This window comes from Streptomyces shenzhenensis, assembly GCF_021462265.1.
GTDB lineage: Bacteria > Actinomycetota > Actinomycetes > Streptomycetales > Streptomycetaceae > Streptomyces > Streptomyces shenzhenensis.
Genome location: NZ_JAJONF010000027.1, coordinates 118,497 through 133,741, shown reverse-complemented (window position 1 = coordinate 133,741; position 15,245 = coordinate 118,497). Strand labels below are relative to the sequence as shown.

Here is a 15,245-nt window from a genome sequence, read left to right as displayed (position 1 = left end):
CATGGCCGCGGGCCCGGCGCCCATGGCCGCGGGGTCGGCGTCTGCGGCCGTCGGCCGGGCGCCCGGTACCGAGGATCCGGCGTCCGGTACCGGGTTTCCGGCACCCGCCCCTGCGAGGCCCGTGGGGCCGGTCATGCGACCGCCTCCGGGTGGTCGTGGCCGACCCGGCCGACCTTGCGCGCCCCGCCGGGCGAGCCGAGCGGTTCGCCGCCGAGTCCCAGGGTGAAGAACTCGGCGTTGATGCGCTCGAACTTCCTGCCCTCCTCCGGCAGGTCCTCGTGGTGGAAGATCGAGATCTGCGGGCACACCGGTTCACAGCGCCCGCATTCGACACATTCGTCGGGCTGGATGTAGAGCATCCGGTCGCCCTCGTAGATGCAGTCGGCCGGGCACTCCTCCATGCACGACTTGTCCATGACGTCGACGCAGGCCTGAGTGATGACATACGGCACGAGCTTTTTGCCCTTCACACGGTCGCACGGAATGCGAGACGGTGTCTTTCAATGTGAAATTGGATGATGACGACACCGGCCAGGTGTGTCAACCACCGGATGAATGCTTGACAGTCCCGAGTGTGCTAGGGGACGCTACTGCGACATACGAGATGGCGTCTCACAGCGCGCCACTCGGGTCGGGACTTGTGAGAGGCAAACTCCCCATGGGAAGCAATCCCCGGACCGTCCCAGCGCCGATGATCGTCGAGGACTGGGACCAGCTCACCTTCCGGGTCAACCGAGAGGCCTACCGCAGCGCGGAGATCTTCGCCCGGGAACGCGGCTGGGTGTGGATGCACACCTGGCTCTACCTCGGGCACGAGACGGAGATCCCCAACCCCAACGACTTCAAGGTCCGCACCCTCGGCGGCCGGCCGCTGATCTTCTGCCGGGACAGCGCCGGCGAGGTGCACGCGTTCCTGAACTCCTGCCCGCATCGCGGCACGGTGCTGTGCCGCGAGACCGAGGGCTCGACCCGGCTCTTCCAGTGCTTCTACCACGCCTGGACGTTCCGCAACAACGGCGAGGTCGCCGCGATCCCCGACGCCGACGCCTACGAGTCGAGCGACGAGTTCCGGGCGTCGATGGGACTGCGCGCCGTGCCGCGCCTGGAGATCCACGAGGGGTACGTCTTCGTCTCCTTCGACCCCGACGTCCCGCCGCTGCTCGAACACCTCGGCGACGCGGCCGACTACATGACGATGATCGAGCAGCAGCACGTCGGCGGCATGACCACGCTGCCCGGCACCCAGCTCTACAGCGTCCGGGGCAACTGGAAGCTCGCCGTCGAGAACGCGATGGACGGCTACCACTTCGCGCCCACCCACAACACGTTCGTGGGCTACCTGCGCGAGAGCGGCTACGCCGTCACCGACGACAACCAGTACGCCTACGACCTCGGCAACGGCCACGGCCTGCTGGTCCTGACCGGCCACGGCGGACGCATCAGCATGGTCTGGGAACCGCGCTTCGGCGAGGACGAGAAGGTCCGCACCGAGCGGCACCGCGCCGAGATGACCGAGCGGCTGGGCGAGAAGCGGGCGCACCACGTCGCCGACGAGAGCCACATCCTGTTCGTCTTCCCGAACCTGCTGCTGTTCGACATCGAGGGCCTCTCGATCCGGCAACTGGAGCCGGTGGCGCCCGACCAGACCGACGTACGCGCCTGGCAGCTGGTCCCGCGCGAGGAGGACCCGGCCACCCGGGCCCTGCGCATGAAGACCGTCGTCAGCTTCGTCGGCCCGGGCGGCCTCGCCACCCCGGACGACATCGAGGCGTACGAGGCCGTCCAGCGCGGCATCCAGGCCACGGCCGGCACCACCGCGCCCGAGCTGGACTACAGCGACATGTCCCGCGGCATGGCCGACGAGGTCAAGGGCGTGCAGGGCAGATCGACCGACGAGGGCGCGATGCGCGGCTTCTGGCGGCACTGGGTCGACGCCATGGGCATCGACGAGGGCCTTGAGGTCAACGGCGACCGGCCGGCGTCCTTCCTGTCCGGAAGGGACGTGCGATGACCATCCTCGGCAACCCCGGTTCGCACGCCGTGCCGTGCGCGGGCCGCACCGTCACCCGCCAGGAGGTCGAGGACTTCCTCTACTCCGAGGCCGACATCCTCGACCGCTGGGACTACGACGGCTGGCTCGCCCTCTTCGAGCCCGGCGCCCGCTACGAGATCCCGACCACCGACCACCGGGCGGGCTGGTCGCCGCACGAGACCGGGTCCTTCGTCGACGACGACTGGGACCTGCTGCGCGCCCGCGTCAAGCGCCTGAAGTCCCGCAAGGCGCACGCCGAGAACCCGCACTCGCGCACCCACCGGCTGATCTCCAACGTACGGCTGTCCGAGCACACCGAGGACTCCTTCCGGGTGTCGGCGGCGTTCATCGTGCACCGCGCCCGCGACGGCCACTTCGACGCCTACGTCGGGTGGTACGAGCACGTGCTGGTGCCCACCGGCGACGGACTGCGTTTCCGGCTGCGGCGCTCCCTGCTCGGCCACGAGTCGCTCGCCGCCGGCGCCCGGCTCAGCTTCATCCTCTAGCCGGCACGGAAGGCGACCCGATGATCCGACACACCCTGTCCTTCCGTTTCGCCGACGGGACCGACCAGGCCATCCGGGAGTCCGTACTGGCCGAGCTGCGGACCTTCCCGGACCGCTACCCGGCGATGCGCGGCTTCCTCCTCGGCGAGAACATCAGCACCCGCGACCAGACCTTCACCCACACGATGGCCGTCGACTTCGACAGCCAGGACGACCTGCTCGCCTACCTCGGCAGCGAGTTCCACGAGACCTTCGTGCGCACCCGCTGGCGGCCGGTCATCGGCAACCAGGCCATCACCTCGTTCGAGTTCGCCGAGCGTCCGTCGCTCGCCGCAGGAAGGACACCGCCGGTGAGCACCCGCCAGCACGGCCCTTACGGCATGGAGTACGCCCGCATCGAGGTCCCCGACCTGCAGGCCACCATCGACTTCCTCGAATACCACGTCGGCCTGCAACTGGAGCAGCGCACCGACGACTACGCCTACCTGCGCGCGGACATCGAGCACCACTCCGTCGAGCTGATCCACGCCCCCGAGCGCACCGACGGCTGGACCACCGCCGTCGGCTACAGCGTGGCGAGCGAGGAAGTCCTCGAACAGCTCCACAAAAGCGTCCTCGACGCCGGCCTGGAGGTCCTCGAACTGCAGGACCGCCAGAAGGCGCTGTGCGACAACGGCTTCGCGGTGAAGGACCCCAACGGCCTGATCGTCGAGCTGTTCACGGAGTTCCAGGAGTACGCCGAACCGCCGCACCTGGAGATCCGCCCGCTCGACCTCGTCCACCCCTTCATCGCCACCGCCAAGTACGAGGAGACGCTGGACTTCTACCAGAACGTCCTGAAGTTCCTGCCCTCGGACTACGTCGTCGGCTCCACCACGTTCTTCCGCTGCGAGGACCGCTACCACCACAGCCTCGCCGTGCAGAACAACACGGAGCACTACGTCGCGCACCTGTGCTTCGCGATGAAGAGCCTCGACCACGTCATGCGGATGCGCGCCCGCGCCCTGTACAAGGGCGCGCCGATCGCCTCCGACATCGTCAACCACTCGGCGTCGACGTCGATCGCGTTCTACCTGCACGACACGCGCTTCGGCCCCCGGTTCGAACTGTGCGACGCACACCGTGTGTTCACGCCCGAGGAGCACGAGACGCACCGGCCCCGCAGGATGCCGGCCGACCCGCGCAACATCGATGTGTGGCGTCCGGCCTCCGACGACTGGGGACGTTTTTGAGGCAGCCGCTGCTCGACGTGCTGCGGCTGCTCGACACCGTTCCCGCCCCGCGCGGGCGGGAGCGGACGGCGGCCCACCGGCTGCGGGACTGGTGCGCCGAGCGGTGGCCGGACATCGACTGGCAGGTGCTGGAGCACGGCCCCGAGGGCGGCAGCCTCTTCGCCGCTCACGGGGCCGGGCCGCTGCTCTACTCCCACCTCGACACCTCGCTGGACGACGGCGCCGCGACGGTCAACCAGCTGGTCACCGGCAACGCGGCGCCCATCGGCCCGCTCGCCCTGGACGGCGACACCGTGACCGGCTTCGGCCTCGGGGTGGCCCGCGGACCGGCCGCCGCCGCCCTGGTCGCCTTCGCGGAGTCGGGACGGGGGCAGGGGCAGTTGCTGCTCGCCGGTTCCGGCACGCACCGCCGCGGCACAGCCGGCGGGATCACCGCGGTCACCGGCCTGGAGGCCTACGCCGGCACCCACCCGCTGCCGCGCTCGGCGATCGTGGCGAAATGCGGCCCGCCCACCCTGCTCTGGCACGAGCCGGGCGCCTTCTACCTGACGGTGGAGGTCACCGGCCGCTCCGGCGCCGCGATGCTGGCGGAGTCCGCCACACCGCCCGGGGGAGTCCTCGCCCACGCGGGCGTCGTCCTGGACGAACTGGCCCGCTGGCGCGAGACCTACCTGGCCGCCGACCCACGGCAGGGACAGACCGGCCGGGCGTGCGGCATCGGCGCGATCAGCGGAGGGTGGCCCGACAAGCCGGACCTGCTGCCCGCCCGGTTGCGGATCGGCCTGTACGTCGTCGCCGGCGACCCGGTGCAACCCGCGCCGCTGGCAGCGGAGTTGGCGGGACGGCTGCGGGCGCGGTGCGCGCGGTCGGCGCTGCGGGACTGCGCGGTGGACGTGGCGGTGGAGCCGGTCGCGGCGGCCGCGGCCACCCCGTCCGACGCCGCCGTGGTGACGGCCGCCAGGGTGGCCTGGAGCGACGAGTTCGGCGCTCCGCCGCCGCCGATCACCGGCTGGACGGGCTCCACCGACGGCGTGGAACTGCGCGCCCGGGGCGTCGACACCGTACGCCTCGGCCCCCAGGCGAGGCCGGCCGCCTCCGACCCGCGCCGCGACGCGCTGTCGCTGGCGCAGCTGGAGGCCTACGGGCGTATCTACCGGCGGCTGTTGAGCGAGCTTCCGGCATAGCCGCGACGACGAATCATCGCACCGAGGCGATCGCACCGAGACGGCCTCACCGAGACGGCCTCACCGAGGCGATCGCACCGAGACGGCCTCACTGAGGCGATCGCATCGAGACGGCCTCATCGAGACGGCCTCCCTCACTGAGGCGATCTCAGCGAATCGACCTCAGCACATCGATTTCAGCGAGGGGCGCCGGGTGCGCCCTGACAAGGAAGTGGGCGGGCGGATGGACAAGGTGGTCGCTTCCGCGGCCGAAGCGGTGGCGGACATCCCGGACGGGGCGTCCCTCGCGGTCGGCGGCTTCGGGCTCGGCGGGATCCCGGCGGTCCTGATCCAGGCCCTGTACGAGGCCGGCGTGACCGGACTCGACGTGGTCTCCAACAACTGCGGCGCCCTGGACTCCGGCCTCGCCGTACTGCTCTCGGCGGGCCGCATAGCCCGGGTCACCGGCAGCTACATCGGCGGCAACAAGGAGTTCGCCCGCCAGTACCTGAGCGGCGAGATCGAGCTGGAGCTGATCCCGCAGGGCACCCTCGCCGAGCGGCTGCGGGCCGGAGGCTCGGGCATCCCGGCCTTCTACACCCCGGCCGGGGTCGGCACCCAGGTCGCCGAGGGCGGGCTGCCCTGGCGCTACGACGGGCGGGGCGGCGTCGCCGTGGCCTCACCGGCCAAGGAGGTCCGCGAGTTCGGCGGCACCGCCTACGTCCTGGAACACGGGATCACCACCGACTTCGCCCTGGTGCGCGCGGCGAAGGGCGACCGGTACGGCAACCTGGTGTTCAACAAGTCGGCCCGCAACTTCAACCCGGTGGCGGCTATGGCGGGCCGTATCACGATCGCCGAGGTGGAGGAGCTGACCGAGCCGGGCGGGATCGACCCCGACCAGGTCCATCTGCCGGGAATCTTCGTCCAGCGCGTGGTGGTCCTCAGCCCGGAGCAGGCCGCCGACAAGAAGATCGAGAACATCACGGTGACGCCGGGGCCGCGTGCCGGGCAGGTGGGGGCCTGATGGCCTGGACACGTGACGAGGTGGCCGCCCGCGCGGCCCGCGAACTGCGCGACGGCGAGTACGTCAACCTCGGCATCGGACTGCCGACGCTGATCCCCAACCACCTGCCCGAGGGCGTCCACGTCGTCCTGGAGTCGGAGAACGGCATCCTCGGCACCGGCCGCTTCCCCTACGCGGACGAGGTCGACCCGGATCTGATCAACGCGGGCAAGGAGACCGTCACCGTGCTGCCCGGCGCCGCGTTCTTCGACTCGGCCCTGTCGTTCGCCATGATTCGCGGCGGCCACATCGACACGGCCGTGCTCGGCGCCATGCAGGTCTCCGAGCGGGGCGACCTCGCCAACTGGGCCGTCCCCGGGCAGCTGGTGACCGGCATCGGCGGGGCCATGGACCTCGTGCACGGCGCCCGCCGGGTGATCGTCACCATGATCCACACCGCCAAGGACGGCACCCCGAAGATCGTGGCGGACTGCGGCCTGCCGCTCACCGGGAAGCGCTGCGTGGACCGGATCATCACCGACCTGGGCGTCCTCGACGTCACGGACCAGGGCCTTCTCCTCGTCGAGACGGCCCCCGGAGTCACCGCGGAGCAGTTGGCGGCCAGGACGGCGGCGAAGGTGCGCGTACCCGAGGGCAGCGGCTCGCCAGCCTCATCGTGACCTCCGCCCCACCGACGCCGTGCTCGCGGCATGGGCATGGGCATGGACCTGGTGGCGTACGTCGCGAAGGCGCGGGCGCGCGGAGACCGTGACGGGACACCGGCTCCGCGGTGCCCGGCCGGCGGCAAGGGCGCCGGCCGGGCCGTGGCAGCGGCCCGCGCCGACGCGCTGCGGCTCCCGCCGGAGACGCCTCTGGAGTACGTCGCGGTCGCCACGGGGCCGCCGCACCGCAGGACATGGGATGAGACCGCCGCGACCTGCTGCAGCCGGTCGCGGCGGTCTCATCCCATGTCTGTCGTCTCAGCCCGGAGGCGTCACGCGCCCCAGTCGTCGTTGACGGTGACGGCCTCGGCGATGGTGAACCGGCCGCCCGGCAGCAGCGGCGTGGTCGGCTCGCCCAGGACGACGACGTGCTTGCCGAACTTGGGAGCCAGCGGGCGTCCGACGTCCCGCTTGAGCCACATGCGCAGCAGGTGCCTGCGCCGCTCCGGCTCCGGGTGGTCGGTGTAGCTGGTACGCGAGTGCAGGGCGGCGTAGTTGAGCAGCCACTGCACGTCGCCGGGCTGGAAGTCCATGTCGATCGGCAGACCGGGCTCCTGCGAGATCTCCTCGAAGAGGTTGATCGCCTCGGTCTGCTCGGGCGTCAGCTGCGGAACCCCGGGGTACTCCTGGGCGCTGAAGATCATCGTGCTGCCGGCGTAGGTGCTGAAGACACCGTCGACGTAGCTGATGATCGGCGAGCTGTAGGTCAGCTCGGGGGAGTCGGGGTCCTGGCGGCGCCAGTCCCAGTGGTAGGTGTCGAAGAGCCGGGGGGCGAGGTCCGGGCGGCGGCGCAGCATCTCGTTGTAGATGGTGGTGCCGCTGACCAGGCTGGAGGCCCCGCCTTCCTTGGCGCCGTGCAGGCACATGAGGGCGACGACGTCGGAGCTGTCGGAGTGGAACGGCAGCCGGTCCCGCACCCGGGAGGGCAGCGCGCCCTCGTCGTCGAGCGTCTTGTTCGACGTGGCGATGACGTGGTCGAGCAGGTCGCCGCGCTGGTTCTGCCCGATGGGCTGGCCGAGGTGGAGGCTCATCACGAAGAAGATGGCCCCGGCCACGGTGTCGCCGTACTCCTCGGTGCGCAGGCCGCGCACCAGGATGAAGCCCCGGCCGGCGTCCATCTGGCGGGCGCACTCGTCGTTGAGGGCGCGGCAGGCGTCGAAGGGGTAGTCGGCGGCGGTGACGGTGCGCAGGTCGGGGTCGTCGGCGACGAAGCGACGGCCCAGCTCCTCCAGCTCGGTGCGCTCGGCGTCACTGAGGACGTAGATCCAGTCGGTGGACTTGGACAGCTCGTCGCCACGCCAGGCGGACGGCCCGGGGATCTGCTGAGCGGGGGCGGTGGTCACGATGGTGCACTCCTCGCGAAGGTGGTGGAAGGCTCTGCCCGATGTCGGTCGGCCATGACGCGCGGACGCGGAAGACGCCGGCGCGGCAGCGGTGCGTCGCGGGGCGACGCGGCACCTCAGAAGGGGGTCTGAGGTACGCCGACAGCCGTGCCGGGGCGCAGTCCTTCCCTGGGCGGGGAGTACCTGAGCGGTTCGTCGTAGGTCCGGCGGCCGGCACACGACACGAGCAACACGCCGATCAGGGCGGCTGGCTTCATGCGGTCCCGTCCTTTCAAGAAGTGCCCTCACCCTAAAAGGGGGTGGTATGGGAGTCAATAGGTGAGACGCCATCTTGTATTGCAGTACGCGATCCACCGCGCCGCCGACTCATGCCGGCCCGGTCTCCTGGTCGTCCCTCGGCCGGCGCAGGAGGGGCAGGAGCACGATCGCCACCGCTCCCGAGGCGAGGCCGAGAGCACCGAAGGCGGTGGGCAGGCTTCCGGTCCTGGACTCCAGGGAGCTGACGGCGATCGGGCAGAGGAACTGCCCGAGGAAGAACGACCCGGTCCACAGGCCGGTGCCACCGCCGCGGTTGCGGTGATCCAGTCCGGACATCGCCCAGGTCAGCATCGTGGGCAGCAGGAGACCGGTGCCCAGGGAGTTGAGGAAGGTCCCGAGCAGCAGGATCCCGAAGCTGTGGGCCAGGTCGATGGCCAGGCATCCGGCCCCGCACAGCAGGAGGATCAGGGGCAGCCTGCGCTCCGGCCGGCCGACCATCGAGGCGAAGATGGCCGATCCGGTGACGGAGGCGGCGCTGGCGATCGCGCTGACGAGGCCGATGATGCCGGTGGACTGCACGCCGAGGCCGTTCACCAGGTAGGCCGTCTGCGAGGGGACGGCGTTGAAGACGAGGCCGCCGAACACCGTCAGCAGGCAGATGGCGAGCAGCCCGCCCTTCGAGGACGCCCGCCGCCCGGTGGCGGCCTCCTCGGCCGCGGCCGCGCCCGGTCTGCGCGCGGGCAGGAAGACCATCGCGGGGGCGATGAGCAGCCCGACCGCGTAGAGCTGGAACGGGGAACGCCAGCCCGAGTTGCCCAGCGCGCCGCCGAGGATGAGGAAGGCGGTGGCGGAGACGGTGGCGCACACCGTCTGCAGGGCCAGGTACCGGTGGCGGTTCTGCCCCGTGTAGTAGTCGCCGATCAGCGTGGTGCAACAGGTGATGACGACGGCCTCGGCGACGCCGAGAAGAGCGCGGCCGGCCACGATGGCACGCAGCGAACCCAGCCACAGCGGCGCGGTGCCGAACACCGCGTACAGGACGGTCGCGACGACCAGCGGAGTCTTGCGTCCCACCCGGTCGATCACGACGCCCGCGAGGGGCGCCGCCAGGGCGACCGCGAGCGCGGGAACCGACAGGATCAGCGGGACCAGAGTGGCCGCGCCGGGCGCCGAGCCGAACGCGGCCTGCAGGTCGGGCAGTTCCGGGGCGAGCAGCACCGCGCCGAGAACCGGCAGACAGCTGCCGGCCATCAGGACCGCCACGCGCAGGCCGGCCCTGGCTTCGGGCGCGGGCTCGGTGTTCCGGACGGCGAACCCGTCGGCGGGCACAGGCGGGTGGGTGAATCCGGGCACGTGAGGCCTCCGTGCGGGCGGGGACTGGGTGCACGGCGGGCAGCCGCCATGACCGTGCCATGTCGCGGAGTGCCGGTGCACCGGAGAGGAACGCCCGCGATACCGAGGGGGCGTCAGGGCTGGCATGACTATGGGGCAGATTGCGCATGCCGCACACCCCTCGCACCATCGACCTTGTGGATCACGGGTATCCGGGCCGTGGATGGGGGCGCACCGACGAGGACCTCCCTGACCGGCGTCCGCCGACTCTGCCGGACGAGGAGCCACCGGGTGTGCGGGCGGCCTCCGGCCGGTACGAGCAGTCGCCGGGGCGACCGGGCGAGGTGAGGAGGTCCACGGTAGCCGCCACTCGTACCAGAATCATGTACCAGTGCGGTACCGTTTTCTAGTACCACCAGAAAAGAGGTGCCGCCAGATGACCATAAGTGCCAGCGAGGCCCGCAAGGACCTCTTCCCACTCATCAAGCGCGTCAACGACGACCACACCCCCGTGCGGATCAGCTCCAAGAGCGGCGACGCGGTTCTGATGTCCGCCGAGGACTACGACTCCTGGCAGGAGACCGTCTACCTGCTGCGCTCCCCCGCCAACGCGCGAAGCCTCATGGAAGCCGTCGCGCGGGACAGGGCCGGCGAGGCCATGGTCACCAAGACCATGGCAGAGCTGGAAGAGCTGGCGGGTGACGGGTGAGGAGCGTCCACTTCGACCCGGCCGGATGGGAGGACTTCCTGTTCTGGCTCGGCTCGGACCGCGCCATGGCCCGCAGGATCACCCGGCTGATCGCCGAGATCCAGCGCACCCCCTTCACCGGCATCGGCAAGCCGGAACCCCTGAAGGGCGACCTGTCCGGCTACTGGTCACGTCGGATCGACGACGAGCACCGGCTCGTCCACCGGGTGGACGAGAAGGAAGTCAAGATCCTCAAGGCCCGCTACCACTACTGATCCCACCGCTCGCCCCTGCGGCGAACACCCTGCCACGCCATCCGCCGGGCGGGGTGCGGAGCACGCCGTCACGTCATCGACCCGTTGGGGCTCCTCCGGCAGCCGACGGCTCGCGCCGTGAAGGGCTGCCGGGATGCAGGCTGGGCGCGACGTCGAGACTGTGCTTGCCCACATCGCGGAGACTGTCGGCGTCCGCCGGCCTCCGCTCCGGAAGCGTCCCGTTGTGGCGCCCCATGCGCCCTGCGGAGACCCACCCGTAACGGCCAGGCAGGTGCGTCTGCGCCGGCCGGCCGGACTACCGACTCCCCGGCTGGGCTCGCGCGGCCTGCCCTACTTGCGGGCTGCGGCCTCGTACCGGTCGACCTGATCGCGCAGGAGTTTGGTGGCGGTGTCGGCATCCGCGTCCGTGAGGCCGCCGGTGCCCACGTTGATCAGGGTGGGCCCGTCGAGGGTGAACTGCTGGAGCAACGTGGTGCCGTCGCTGTCGATGCGTACGCCAAGGGACCGGTCGCCGAGATCAGGGCGGCGAGGGCGAGGAGCACGTGCCGACGGTCCAGACGGCCGGCCGCCGTGGTGAGAAGCGGCGCGGCCGCCGCCGCGACCAGTCCGGGGACGACCACCAGGAGCCCCGCGGTGCCGGTGTGCACTCCGAGGCTGCCGCTGATCGCAGGCAGCAGGCCGACGGGCAGGATTTCCGAGAGGACGAACGCGAAAGACACCGCTGCGACGGCTTCCACGGCCGGCCATCCGCCCCGGCGGCGCCGGCCGACCGGCGCGCGGCGGCCGGTTTCGGCGGACGGGCCGGCCGCGGCAGGGCGACTGCTCATGACTCTCCTTGTACGCGGATCACTGCGACAGCGGTGGGCCTCCCGGGCCGGGCGGCCCGGAAGGCCCGGAAGGGCGCCGGTGGCCTGCGCGTCAGCGGGCCAGCGGAGCCAGCGCCCGCCACTCGGTACGGGGCAGCCCCCCGTGGGCGCTGATGACGTGCAGGGCGACGTGGGTGGCGCCGGCGTCGAGGTGGGCCCGCACGCGCTTGTCGATGGCGTCGATGTCGCCCCAGGCGACGACGGCGTCGATGAGGCGGTCGCTGCCGCCGTGCGCGAGGTCGTCCTCGCTGAATCCCTGGCGGCGCAGGCTGGCCGCGTAGTGGCCCATGCCGATGAACGTGGAGAGGAACCCGCGGGCGGTGGTGCGGGCCCGGTCCGGGTCGTCGTCCACGACGACGGCCTGGTAGGGGGCGAGCAGCGGCGCGGGTCCGAGGAGGCCCCGTGCGGTGGCGGTGAAGTCGGGTGTGACGAGGAAGGGGTGGGTGCCGGCGCTGCGCCGTCCGGCGAGCTCGGTGAGCTTGGGTCCCATGGCGGCGACGAGGCGTTCGCCGGCGGCCACGGGGGTGGGGCTCTCGTCGAGTTCGTCCAGGTAGCCGCTGAGCGCGGACAGCGGACGGTACGCCGTGCCCGCGCGATGGGCGGCGGCCGCGTCGCTGACGCCGAGACCGAGCAGGACGGGCCGGCCGTACTGCCGGCGCAGCCGCGCGTGTCCCGCCGCCATCTCTTCCGCGGGGTGCCGCCAGATGCTGAGGACCCCGGTGGCGACGGTCGTCCGCCGGGTGGCACGGAGCAGCCGTTCGGCGTCGCCGAGGATGTCGCCGCCCCCGAGGCCGGGGATCCACAGGGCGCCCCATCCCCGCTCGTCCAGTTCGGCCGCGGCCTCGGTGATCTCCGCCGGGTCGGCGTGCAGGCGCAGCTCAGGGCTCCAGAGGCCGGTGGTTCCTATGTCCATGATCGTTTTCCTTGTCCGCTGGATCGGCTGAGGACGTTCTTCGGGCCGGGTCGCCCTGTCCGCCGGGGACCCGGACGGGATTACTGACGACGGCGGCACGACCGCGGACGGGTGCGTCAGTCGCGGTCGGGCGACCGCGTGAGAACGCCCAGCACCGTGTCGGTGATCTCCGCCAGCTGGGCCACCTGGTCGGGGGTGAGGTGGTCGAGGAAGAGCCGGCGAACGTCGTCCGCGTGGCGCCGGGCTGCCGCCGACATCACCTCGTAGCCGGCCGGGGTCACGCTCACGTACACCCCGCGGCGGTCGCAGGCGCACGTCTCGCGGTCGACCAGACCGCGTCTCACCATCCGTGCCATGTGGTGGGACACCCTGCTCTTCTCCCACCCCAGCTCCTTGGCGAGCTCCAGGACGCGGAGTCTGCCGCCGGGGACACGGGTCAGCTCGGCGAGCATCGCGTAGTCCGCGGCCGACAGTCCGTGCTCGGCCTGCAGGGGCTGCCCGGTACGTGTGACCAGACGCTCGAACACCCTCAGCAGGCCCCGCCAGGCCTGTTCTTCGACCCCCGTCAGCCGGCGGGGTGGTTCAGCGGCCATGGCACCCCTTGTCAAGTTGATACGTCACATATCTGATCGGCGGTCGTCCCTCAGGTACGGGCGCCGCGATCACGCCGCCTGGGCGGGGGGTCGGCCGGGACACCGGCCGGGAGGCGGCGGGGCCGGCGTGGAGTGCCACGGCCCCGTTGCCTCGCGGGGGCGGGCCGGACTACACCTGCTTGGCGCCGCCGTCGACGAAGATCTCGGTGCCGGTGATGAAGCTGGACTGGTCCGTGGCGAGGAACAGCGCCAGGGCGGCCACTTCCTCCGGCTGGCCCATGCGGCCGAGGGGGACGATGCCGGCGAGGGTCTCCCGCAGCTGCGCGGCGCCCTCCTCGTCCGCGGCGAGACCGTTGAGGCCGGGGGTGGTGATGGGGCCGGGGGAGATGGTGTTGACGCGGATGCCGCGCCCGCTGAGCTCGTTGGCCCATGTGCGGGAGAAGGAGCGGATGGCGGCCTTGGAGGCGCCGTAGACACCGAAGGCCGGATCGCCGGAGACGCCCGCGGTGGAGCCGGTGAGGATGACGGAGGCGCCGTCGACCAGGTGCGGGAGCGCCTTCTGCACGGTGAAGACGGTGCCCTTCACGTTGCTGTCGAAGGTCGTGTCGTAGTGCTCCTCGGTGACCTGGTCGAGGGGGGCGAACTCGCCGCCGCCGGCATTGGCGAACAGGACGTCGATCTGGTGCCCGGCGTCGGCGACGGTGGCGTACAGCCGGTCGAGGTCGGCCAGGTTCGAGCTGTCGGCCTGGACTGGGGTGACATTGCCGCCGATCTGCTCGGCGGCCTGGTCGAGGACCTCCTTGCGGCGTCCCGTGATGTAGACGTGGGCGCCCTCCTGTGCGAAGCGGTGGGCCGTGGCCAGCCCGATGCCGCTGGTGCCGCCGGTGATGACGACCGTCTTGCCGTCCAGCTGTCCCATGGTGTCTCTCCTGTGTGCGCGGCGGCCTGTCGGCCGCCGATCCGTTCGGCTTCAGTCACGGTAGGCCGAAGAAGATGACGCGTCAACCATCAAGGTGAAGAATCATCTACCTTGGAGTGCTGCCGGGTGCTGCCGGGGTGTCGAGGGATGGCCGGGGTGTGCGACCGGAGTGTGCGACGCCCGGCCGGGCGCCGCGGCGTCTGCGGCCGGATGCGGTGATGCCCTTTGGCGGAGGGTGGCCGCAGATTCCGGTATGCGCGGTTTTCGGGCATTTGTCGATGGTCGCACCGGAGGGGAGCGGGGGCACCGCCAGCGCGTCGGCGTCCGCGTGGGCCGTCGCTTCGCCGGGCGGCGCCCGCCGTGGCTCCTGGTGGTCAGCGCCAGCCGAGTGCCGGTGCGACGTGCGTCAGGATGCTGTCGAGCACATGCGCGTTGTAGTCGACGCCGAGCTGGTTGGGCACCGTCAGCAGCAGCGTGTCCGCCGCGGCGACGGCCTCGTCCTCGGCGAGCCGCTTGACGAGCACGTCGGGTTCGGCGGCGTAGGAACGGCCGAAGACGCTCCGCGTGTTGGCGTCGATGTAGCCGATCTGGTCCGTCGAGTCGCGGTCCCGGCCGAAGTACGCACGGTCCCGCTCGTCGACGAGCGGGAAGACGCTGCGGCTGACCGACACCCTGGGGGTGCGGGAGTGGCCCGCGGCGCGCCATGCCTCGTGGTACGCCTCGATCTGCTTGCGCTGCTGGACGTGGAGCGGCTCGCCGCTCTCGTCGTCCTTGAGGGTCGAGCTCTGCATGTTCATCCCGAGCCCGGCGGCCCAGACCGCGGTGGCGTTCGAGCCGGAACCCCACCAGATCCGGTCCCGCAGCCCCTCGGAGTGCGGTTCGATGCGCAGCAGCCCCGGCGGGTTGGCGAACATCGGACTGGGGTGGGGCTCCGCGAACCCCTCCCCGGTGAGCGCCTGGAGCAGCTCCTCGGTGTGGGCACGGGCCAGGTCGGCGTCGGTGCCGCCCTCCGGCGGCCGGTAGCCGAAGTGCCGCCAGCCGTCGATCACCTGCTCCGGTGACCCCCGGCTGAGGCCGAGCTGGAGCCGGCCGCCCGCGATGAGGTCGGCCGCGCCCGCGTCCTCCGCCATGTACAGCGGGTTCTCGTAGCGCATGTCGATCACACCCGTGCCGATCTCGATCCGGCTGGTGCGCGCGCCGATGGCGGCGAGGAGCGGGAACGGTGAGGCGTGCTGTCGCGCGAAGTGGTGGACGCGGAAGTAGGCGCCGTCCGCTCCCAGTTCCTCCGCGGCGACGGCGAGGTCGATCGCCTGCAGGAGCGAGTCCGACGCGGAACGCGTCTTCGAGTGCGGCGATGGCGTCCAGTGTCCGAAGGACAGGAACCCGATCTTTTTCAT

The 15,245-nt window shown here is 71.3% G+C and carries 17 protein-coding genes; 8 read left to right on the top strand and 9 right to left on the bottom strand.

The features are described from left to right. Positions 1 to 131: 131 nt before the first annotated feature. Positions 132 to 470: a ferredoxin gene (gene fdxA, locus LQ326_RS30005; protein ID WP_372496982.1), complete on the bottom strand. Its 339-nt coding sequence runs from the start codon at positions 468 to 470 to the stop codon at positions 132 to 134. A gap of 188 nt (positions 471 to 658) precedes the next feature. Here fdxA and LQ326_RS30000 point away from each other — a divergent pair, with 188 nt between their 5' ends. From LQ326_RS30000 to LQ326_RS29975, 6 genes are all read left to right on the top strand, one after another. Beyond that, positions 659 to 2,011 (top strand): aromatic ring-hydroxylating oxygenase subunit alpha, encoded by a 1,353-nt coding sequence (locus tag LQ326_RS30000; protein WP_234542183.1) that lies wholly within the window; start codon positions 659 to 661, stop codon positions 2,009 to 2,011. Beyond that, complete coding sequence (locus LQ326_RS29995; protein WP_234542182.1) at positions 2,008 to 2,538, top strand: aromatic-ring-hydroxylating dioxygenase subunit beta; 531 nt, start codon at positions 2,008 to 2,010, stop codon at positions 2,536 to 2,538. Before LQ326_RS30000 ends, LQ326_RS29995 begins: the two co-directional genes overlap by 4 nt. A 20-nt stretch (positions 2,539 to 2,558) precedes the next feature. Next, complete coding sequence (locus LQ326_RS29990; protein WP_234542181.1) at positions 2,559 to 3,770, top strand: Dabb family protein; 1,212 nt, start codon at positions 2,559 to 2,561, stop codon at positions 3,768 to 3,770. Next, a complete protein-coding gene (locus tag LQ326_RS29985; protein ID WP_234542180.1) occupies positions 3,767 to 4,954 on the top strand; it encodes a zinc-binding metallopeptidase family protein in 1,188 nt (395 codons plus the stop codon). Before LQ326_RS29990 ends, LQ326_RS29985 begins: the two co-directional genes overlap by 4 nt. 223 nt (positions 4,955 to 5,177) lie before the next feature. Then, complete coding sequence (locus tag LQ326_RS29980) at positions 5,178 to 5,960, top strand: CoA transferase subunit A (protein WP_234542179.1); 783 nt, start codon at positions 5,178 to 5,180, stop codon at positions 5,958 to 5,960. Continuing rightward, positions 5,960 to 6,619: a CoA transferase subunit B gene (locus LQ326_RS29975; RefSeq protein WP_234542178.1), complete on the top strand. Its 660-nt coding sequence runs from the start codon at positions 5,960 to 5,962 to the stop codon at positions 6,617 to 6,619. Before LQ326_RS29980 ends, LQ326_RS29975 begins: the two co-directional genes overlap by 1 nt. Positions 6,620 to 6,933: 314 nt before the next feature. Here LQ326_RS29975 and LQ326_RS29970 read toward each other — a convergent pair whose 3' ends face one another. From LQ326_RS29970 to LQ326_RS29960, 3 genes are all read right to left on the bottom strand, one after another. Next, positions 6,934 to 8,004, bottom strand: a complete 1,071-nt coding sequence (locus tag LQ326_RS29970) for a TauD/TfdA family dioxygenase (RefSeq protein WP_234542177.1) — start codon at positions 8,002 to 8,004, stop codon at positions 6,934 to 6,936. 116 nt (positions 8,005 to 8,120) lie between these two features. After that, the gene (locus LQ326_RS29965) at positions 8,121 to 8,261 is read right to left on the bottom strand and encodes a hypothetical protein (RefSeq protein ID WP_181802254.1); all 141 of its coding nucleotides are present in this window, start codon (positions 8,259 to 8,261) and stop codon (positions 8,121 to 8,123) included. A 109-nt stretch (positions 8,262 to 8,370) separates the two neighbouring features. Beyond that, positions 8,371 to 9,615, bottom strand: a complete 1,245-nt coding sequence (locus LQ326_RS29960) for an MFS transporter (RefSeq protein WP_234542176.1) — start codon at positions 9,613 to 9,615, stop codon at positions 8,371 to 8,373. A 415-nt stretch (positions 9,616 to 10,030) separates the two neighbouring features. Here LQ326_RS29960 and LQ326_RS29955 point away from each other — a divergent pair, with 415 nt between their 5' ends. Together LQ326_RS29955 and LQ326_RS29950 are read left to right on the top strand one after the other, a co-directional pair. After that, positions 10,031 to 10,303 carry a type II toxin-antitoxin system Phd/YefM family antitoxin gene (locus tag LQ326_RS29955; RefSeq protein ID WP_181802248.1) on the top strand — a complete coding sequence of 91 codons (273 nt, stop codon included), beginning with the start codon at positions 10,031 to 10,033 and terminating at the stop codon, positions 10,301 to 10,303. Continuing rightward, complete coding sequence (locus LQ326_RS29950) at positions 10,300 to 10,557, top strand: Txe/YoeB family addiction module toxin (protein ID WP_308402045.1); 258 nt, start codon at positions 10,300 to 10,302, stop codon at positions 10,555 to 10,557. The genes LQ326_RS29955 and LQ326_RS29950 overlap by 4 nt, the downstream gene beginning before the upstream one ends. A gap of 431 nt (positions 10,558 to 10,988) precedes the next feature. Here the strand turns inward: LQ326_RS29950 and LQ326_RS29945 are convergent, their stop codons facing one another. From LQ326_RS29945 to LQ326_RS29925, 5 genes are all read right to left on the bottom strand, one after another. Continuing rightward, on the bottom strand, positions 10,989 to 11,384 hold the full coding sequence (locus tag LQ326_RS29945) for a hypothetical protein (RefSeq protein WP_234542175.1): 396 nt from the start codon (positions 11,382 to 11,384) through the stop codon (positions 10,989 to 10,991). Positions 11,385 to 11,475: 91 nt separating this feature from the next. Beyond that, positions 11,476 to 12,336 carry a TIGR03620 family F420-dependent LLM class oxidoreductase gene (locus LQ326_RS29940; protein WP_234542174.1) on the bottom strand — a complete coding sequence of 287 codons (861 nt, stop codon included), beginning with the start codon at positions 12,334 to 12,336 and terminating at the stop codon, positions 11,476 to 11,478. Positions 12,337 to 12,452: 116 nt separating this feature from the next. Beyond that, on the bottom strand, positions 12,453 to 12,929 hold the full coding sequence (locus LQ326_RS29935) for a MarR family winged helix-turn-helix transcriptional regulator (RefSeq protein WP_234542173.1): 477 nt from the start codon (positions 12,927 to 12,929) through the stop codon (positions 12,453 to 12,455). A gap of 169 nt (positions 12,930 to 13,098) precedes the next feature. Then, positions 13,099 to 13,848 carry a glucose 1-dehydrogenase gene (locus tag LQ326_RS29930; protein ID WP_234542172.1) on the bottom strand — a complete coding sequence of 250 codons (750 nt, stop codon included), beginning with the start codon at positions 13,846 to 13,848 and terminating at the stop codon, positions 13,099 to 13,101. A 374-nt stretch (positions 13,849 to 14,222) separates the two neighbouring features. After that, positions 14,223 to 15,245, bottom strand: a complete 1,023-nt coding sequence (locus tag LQ326_RS29925; protein ID WP_234542171.1) for an LLM class flavin-dependent oxidoreductase — start codon at positions 15,243 to 15,245, stop codon at positions 14,223 to 14,225.

Coding starts and splice junctions, on each gene's coding strand:
- LQ326_RS30000 (WP_234542183.1), top strand. CDS start 659: ATGGGAAGCAATCCCCGGACCGTCCCAGCGCCGATGATCGTCGAGGAC.
- LQ326_RS29995 (WP_234542182.1), top strand. CDS start 2,008: ATGACCATCCTCGGCAACCCCGGTTCGCACGCCGTGCCGTGCGCGGGC.
- LQ326_RS29990 (WP_234542181.1), top strand. CDS start 2,559: ATGATCCGACACACCCTGTCCTTCCGTTTCGCCGACGGGACCGACCAG.
- LQ326_RS29980 (WP_234542179.1), top strand. CDS start 5,178: ATGGACAAGGTGGTCGCTTCCGCGGCCGAAGCGGTGGCGGACATCCCG.
- LQ326_RS29975 (WP_234542178.1), top strand. CDS start 5,960: ATGGCCTGGACACGTGACGAGGTGGCCGCCCGCGCGGCCCGCGAACTG.
- LQ326_RS29965 (WP_181802254.1), bottom strand. CDS start 8,261: ATGAAGCCAGCCGCCCTGATCGGCGTGTTGCTCGTGTCGTGTGCCGGC.
- LQ326_RS29955 (WP_181802248.1), top strand. CDS start 10,031: ATGACCATAAGTGCCAGCGAGGCCCGCAAGGACCTCTTCCCACTCATC.
- LQ326_RS29945 (WP_234542175.1), bottom strand. CDS start 11,384: ATGAGCAGTCGCCCTGCCGCGGCCGGCCCGTCCGCCGAAACCGGCCGC.
- LQ326_RS29940 (WP_234542174.1), bottom strand. CDS start 12,336: ATGGACATAGGAACCACCGGCCTCTGGAGCCCTGAGCTGCGCCTGCAC.
- LQ326_RS29935 (WP_234542173.1), bottom strand. CDS start 12,929: ATGGCCGCTGAACCACCCCGCCGGCTGACGGGGGTCGAAGAACAGGCC.
- LQ326_RS29930 (WP_234542172.1), bottom strand. CDS start 13,848: ATGGGACAGCTGGACGGCAAGACGGTCGTCATCACCGGCGGCACCAGC.
- LQ326_RS29925 (WP_234542171.1), bottom strand. CDS start 15,245: ATGAAAAAGATCGGGTTCCTGTCCTTCGGACACTGGACGCCATCGCCG.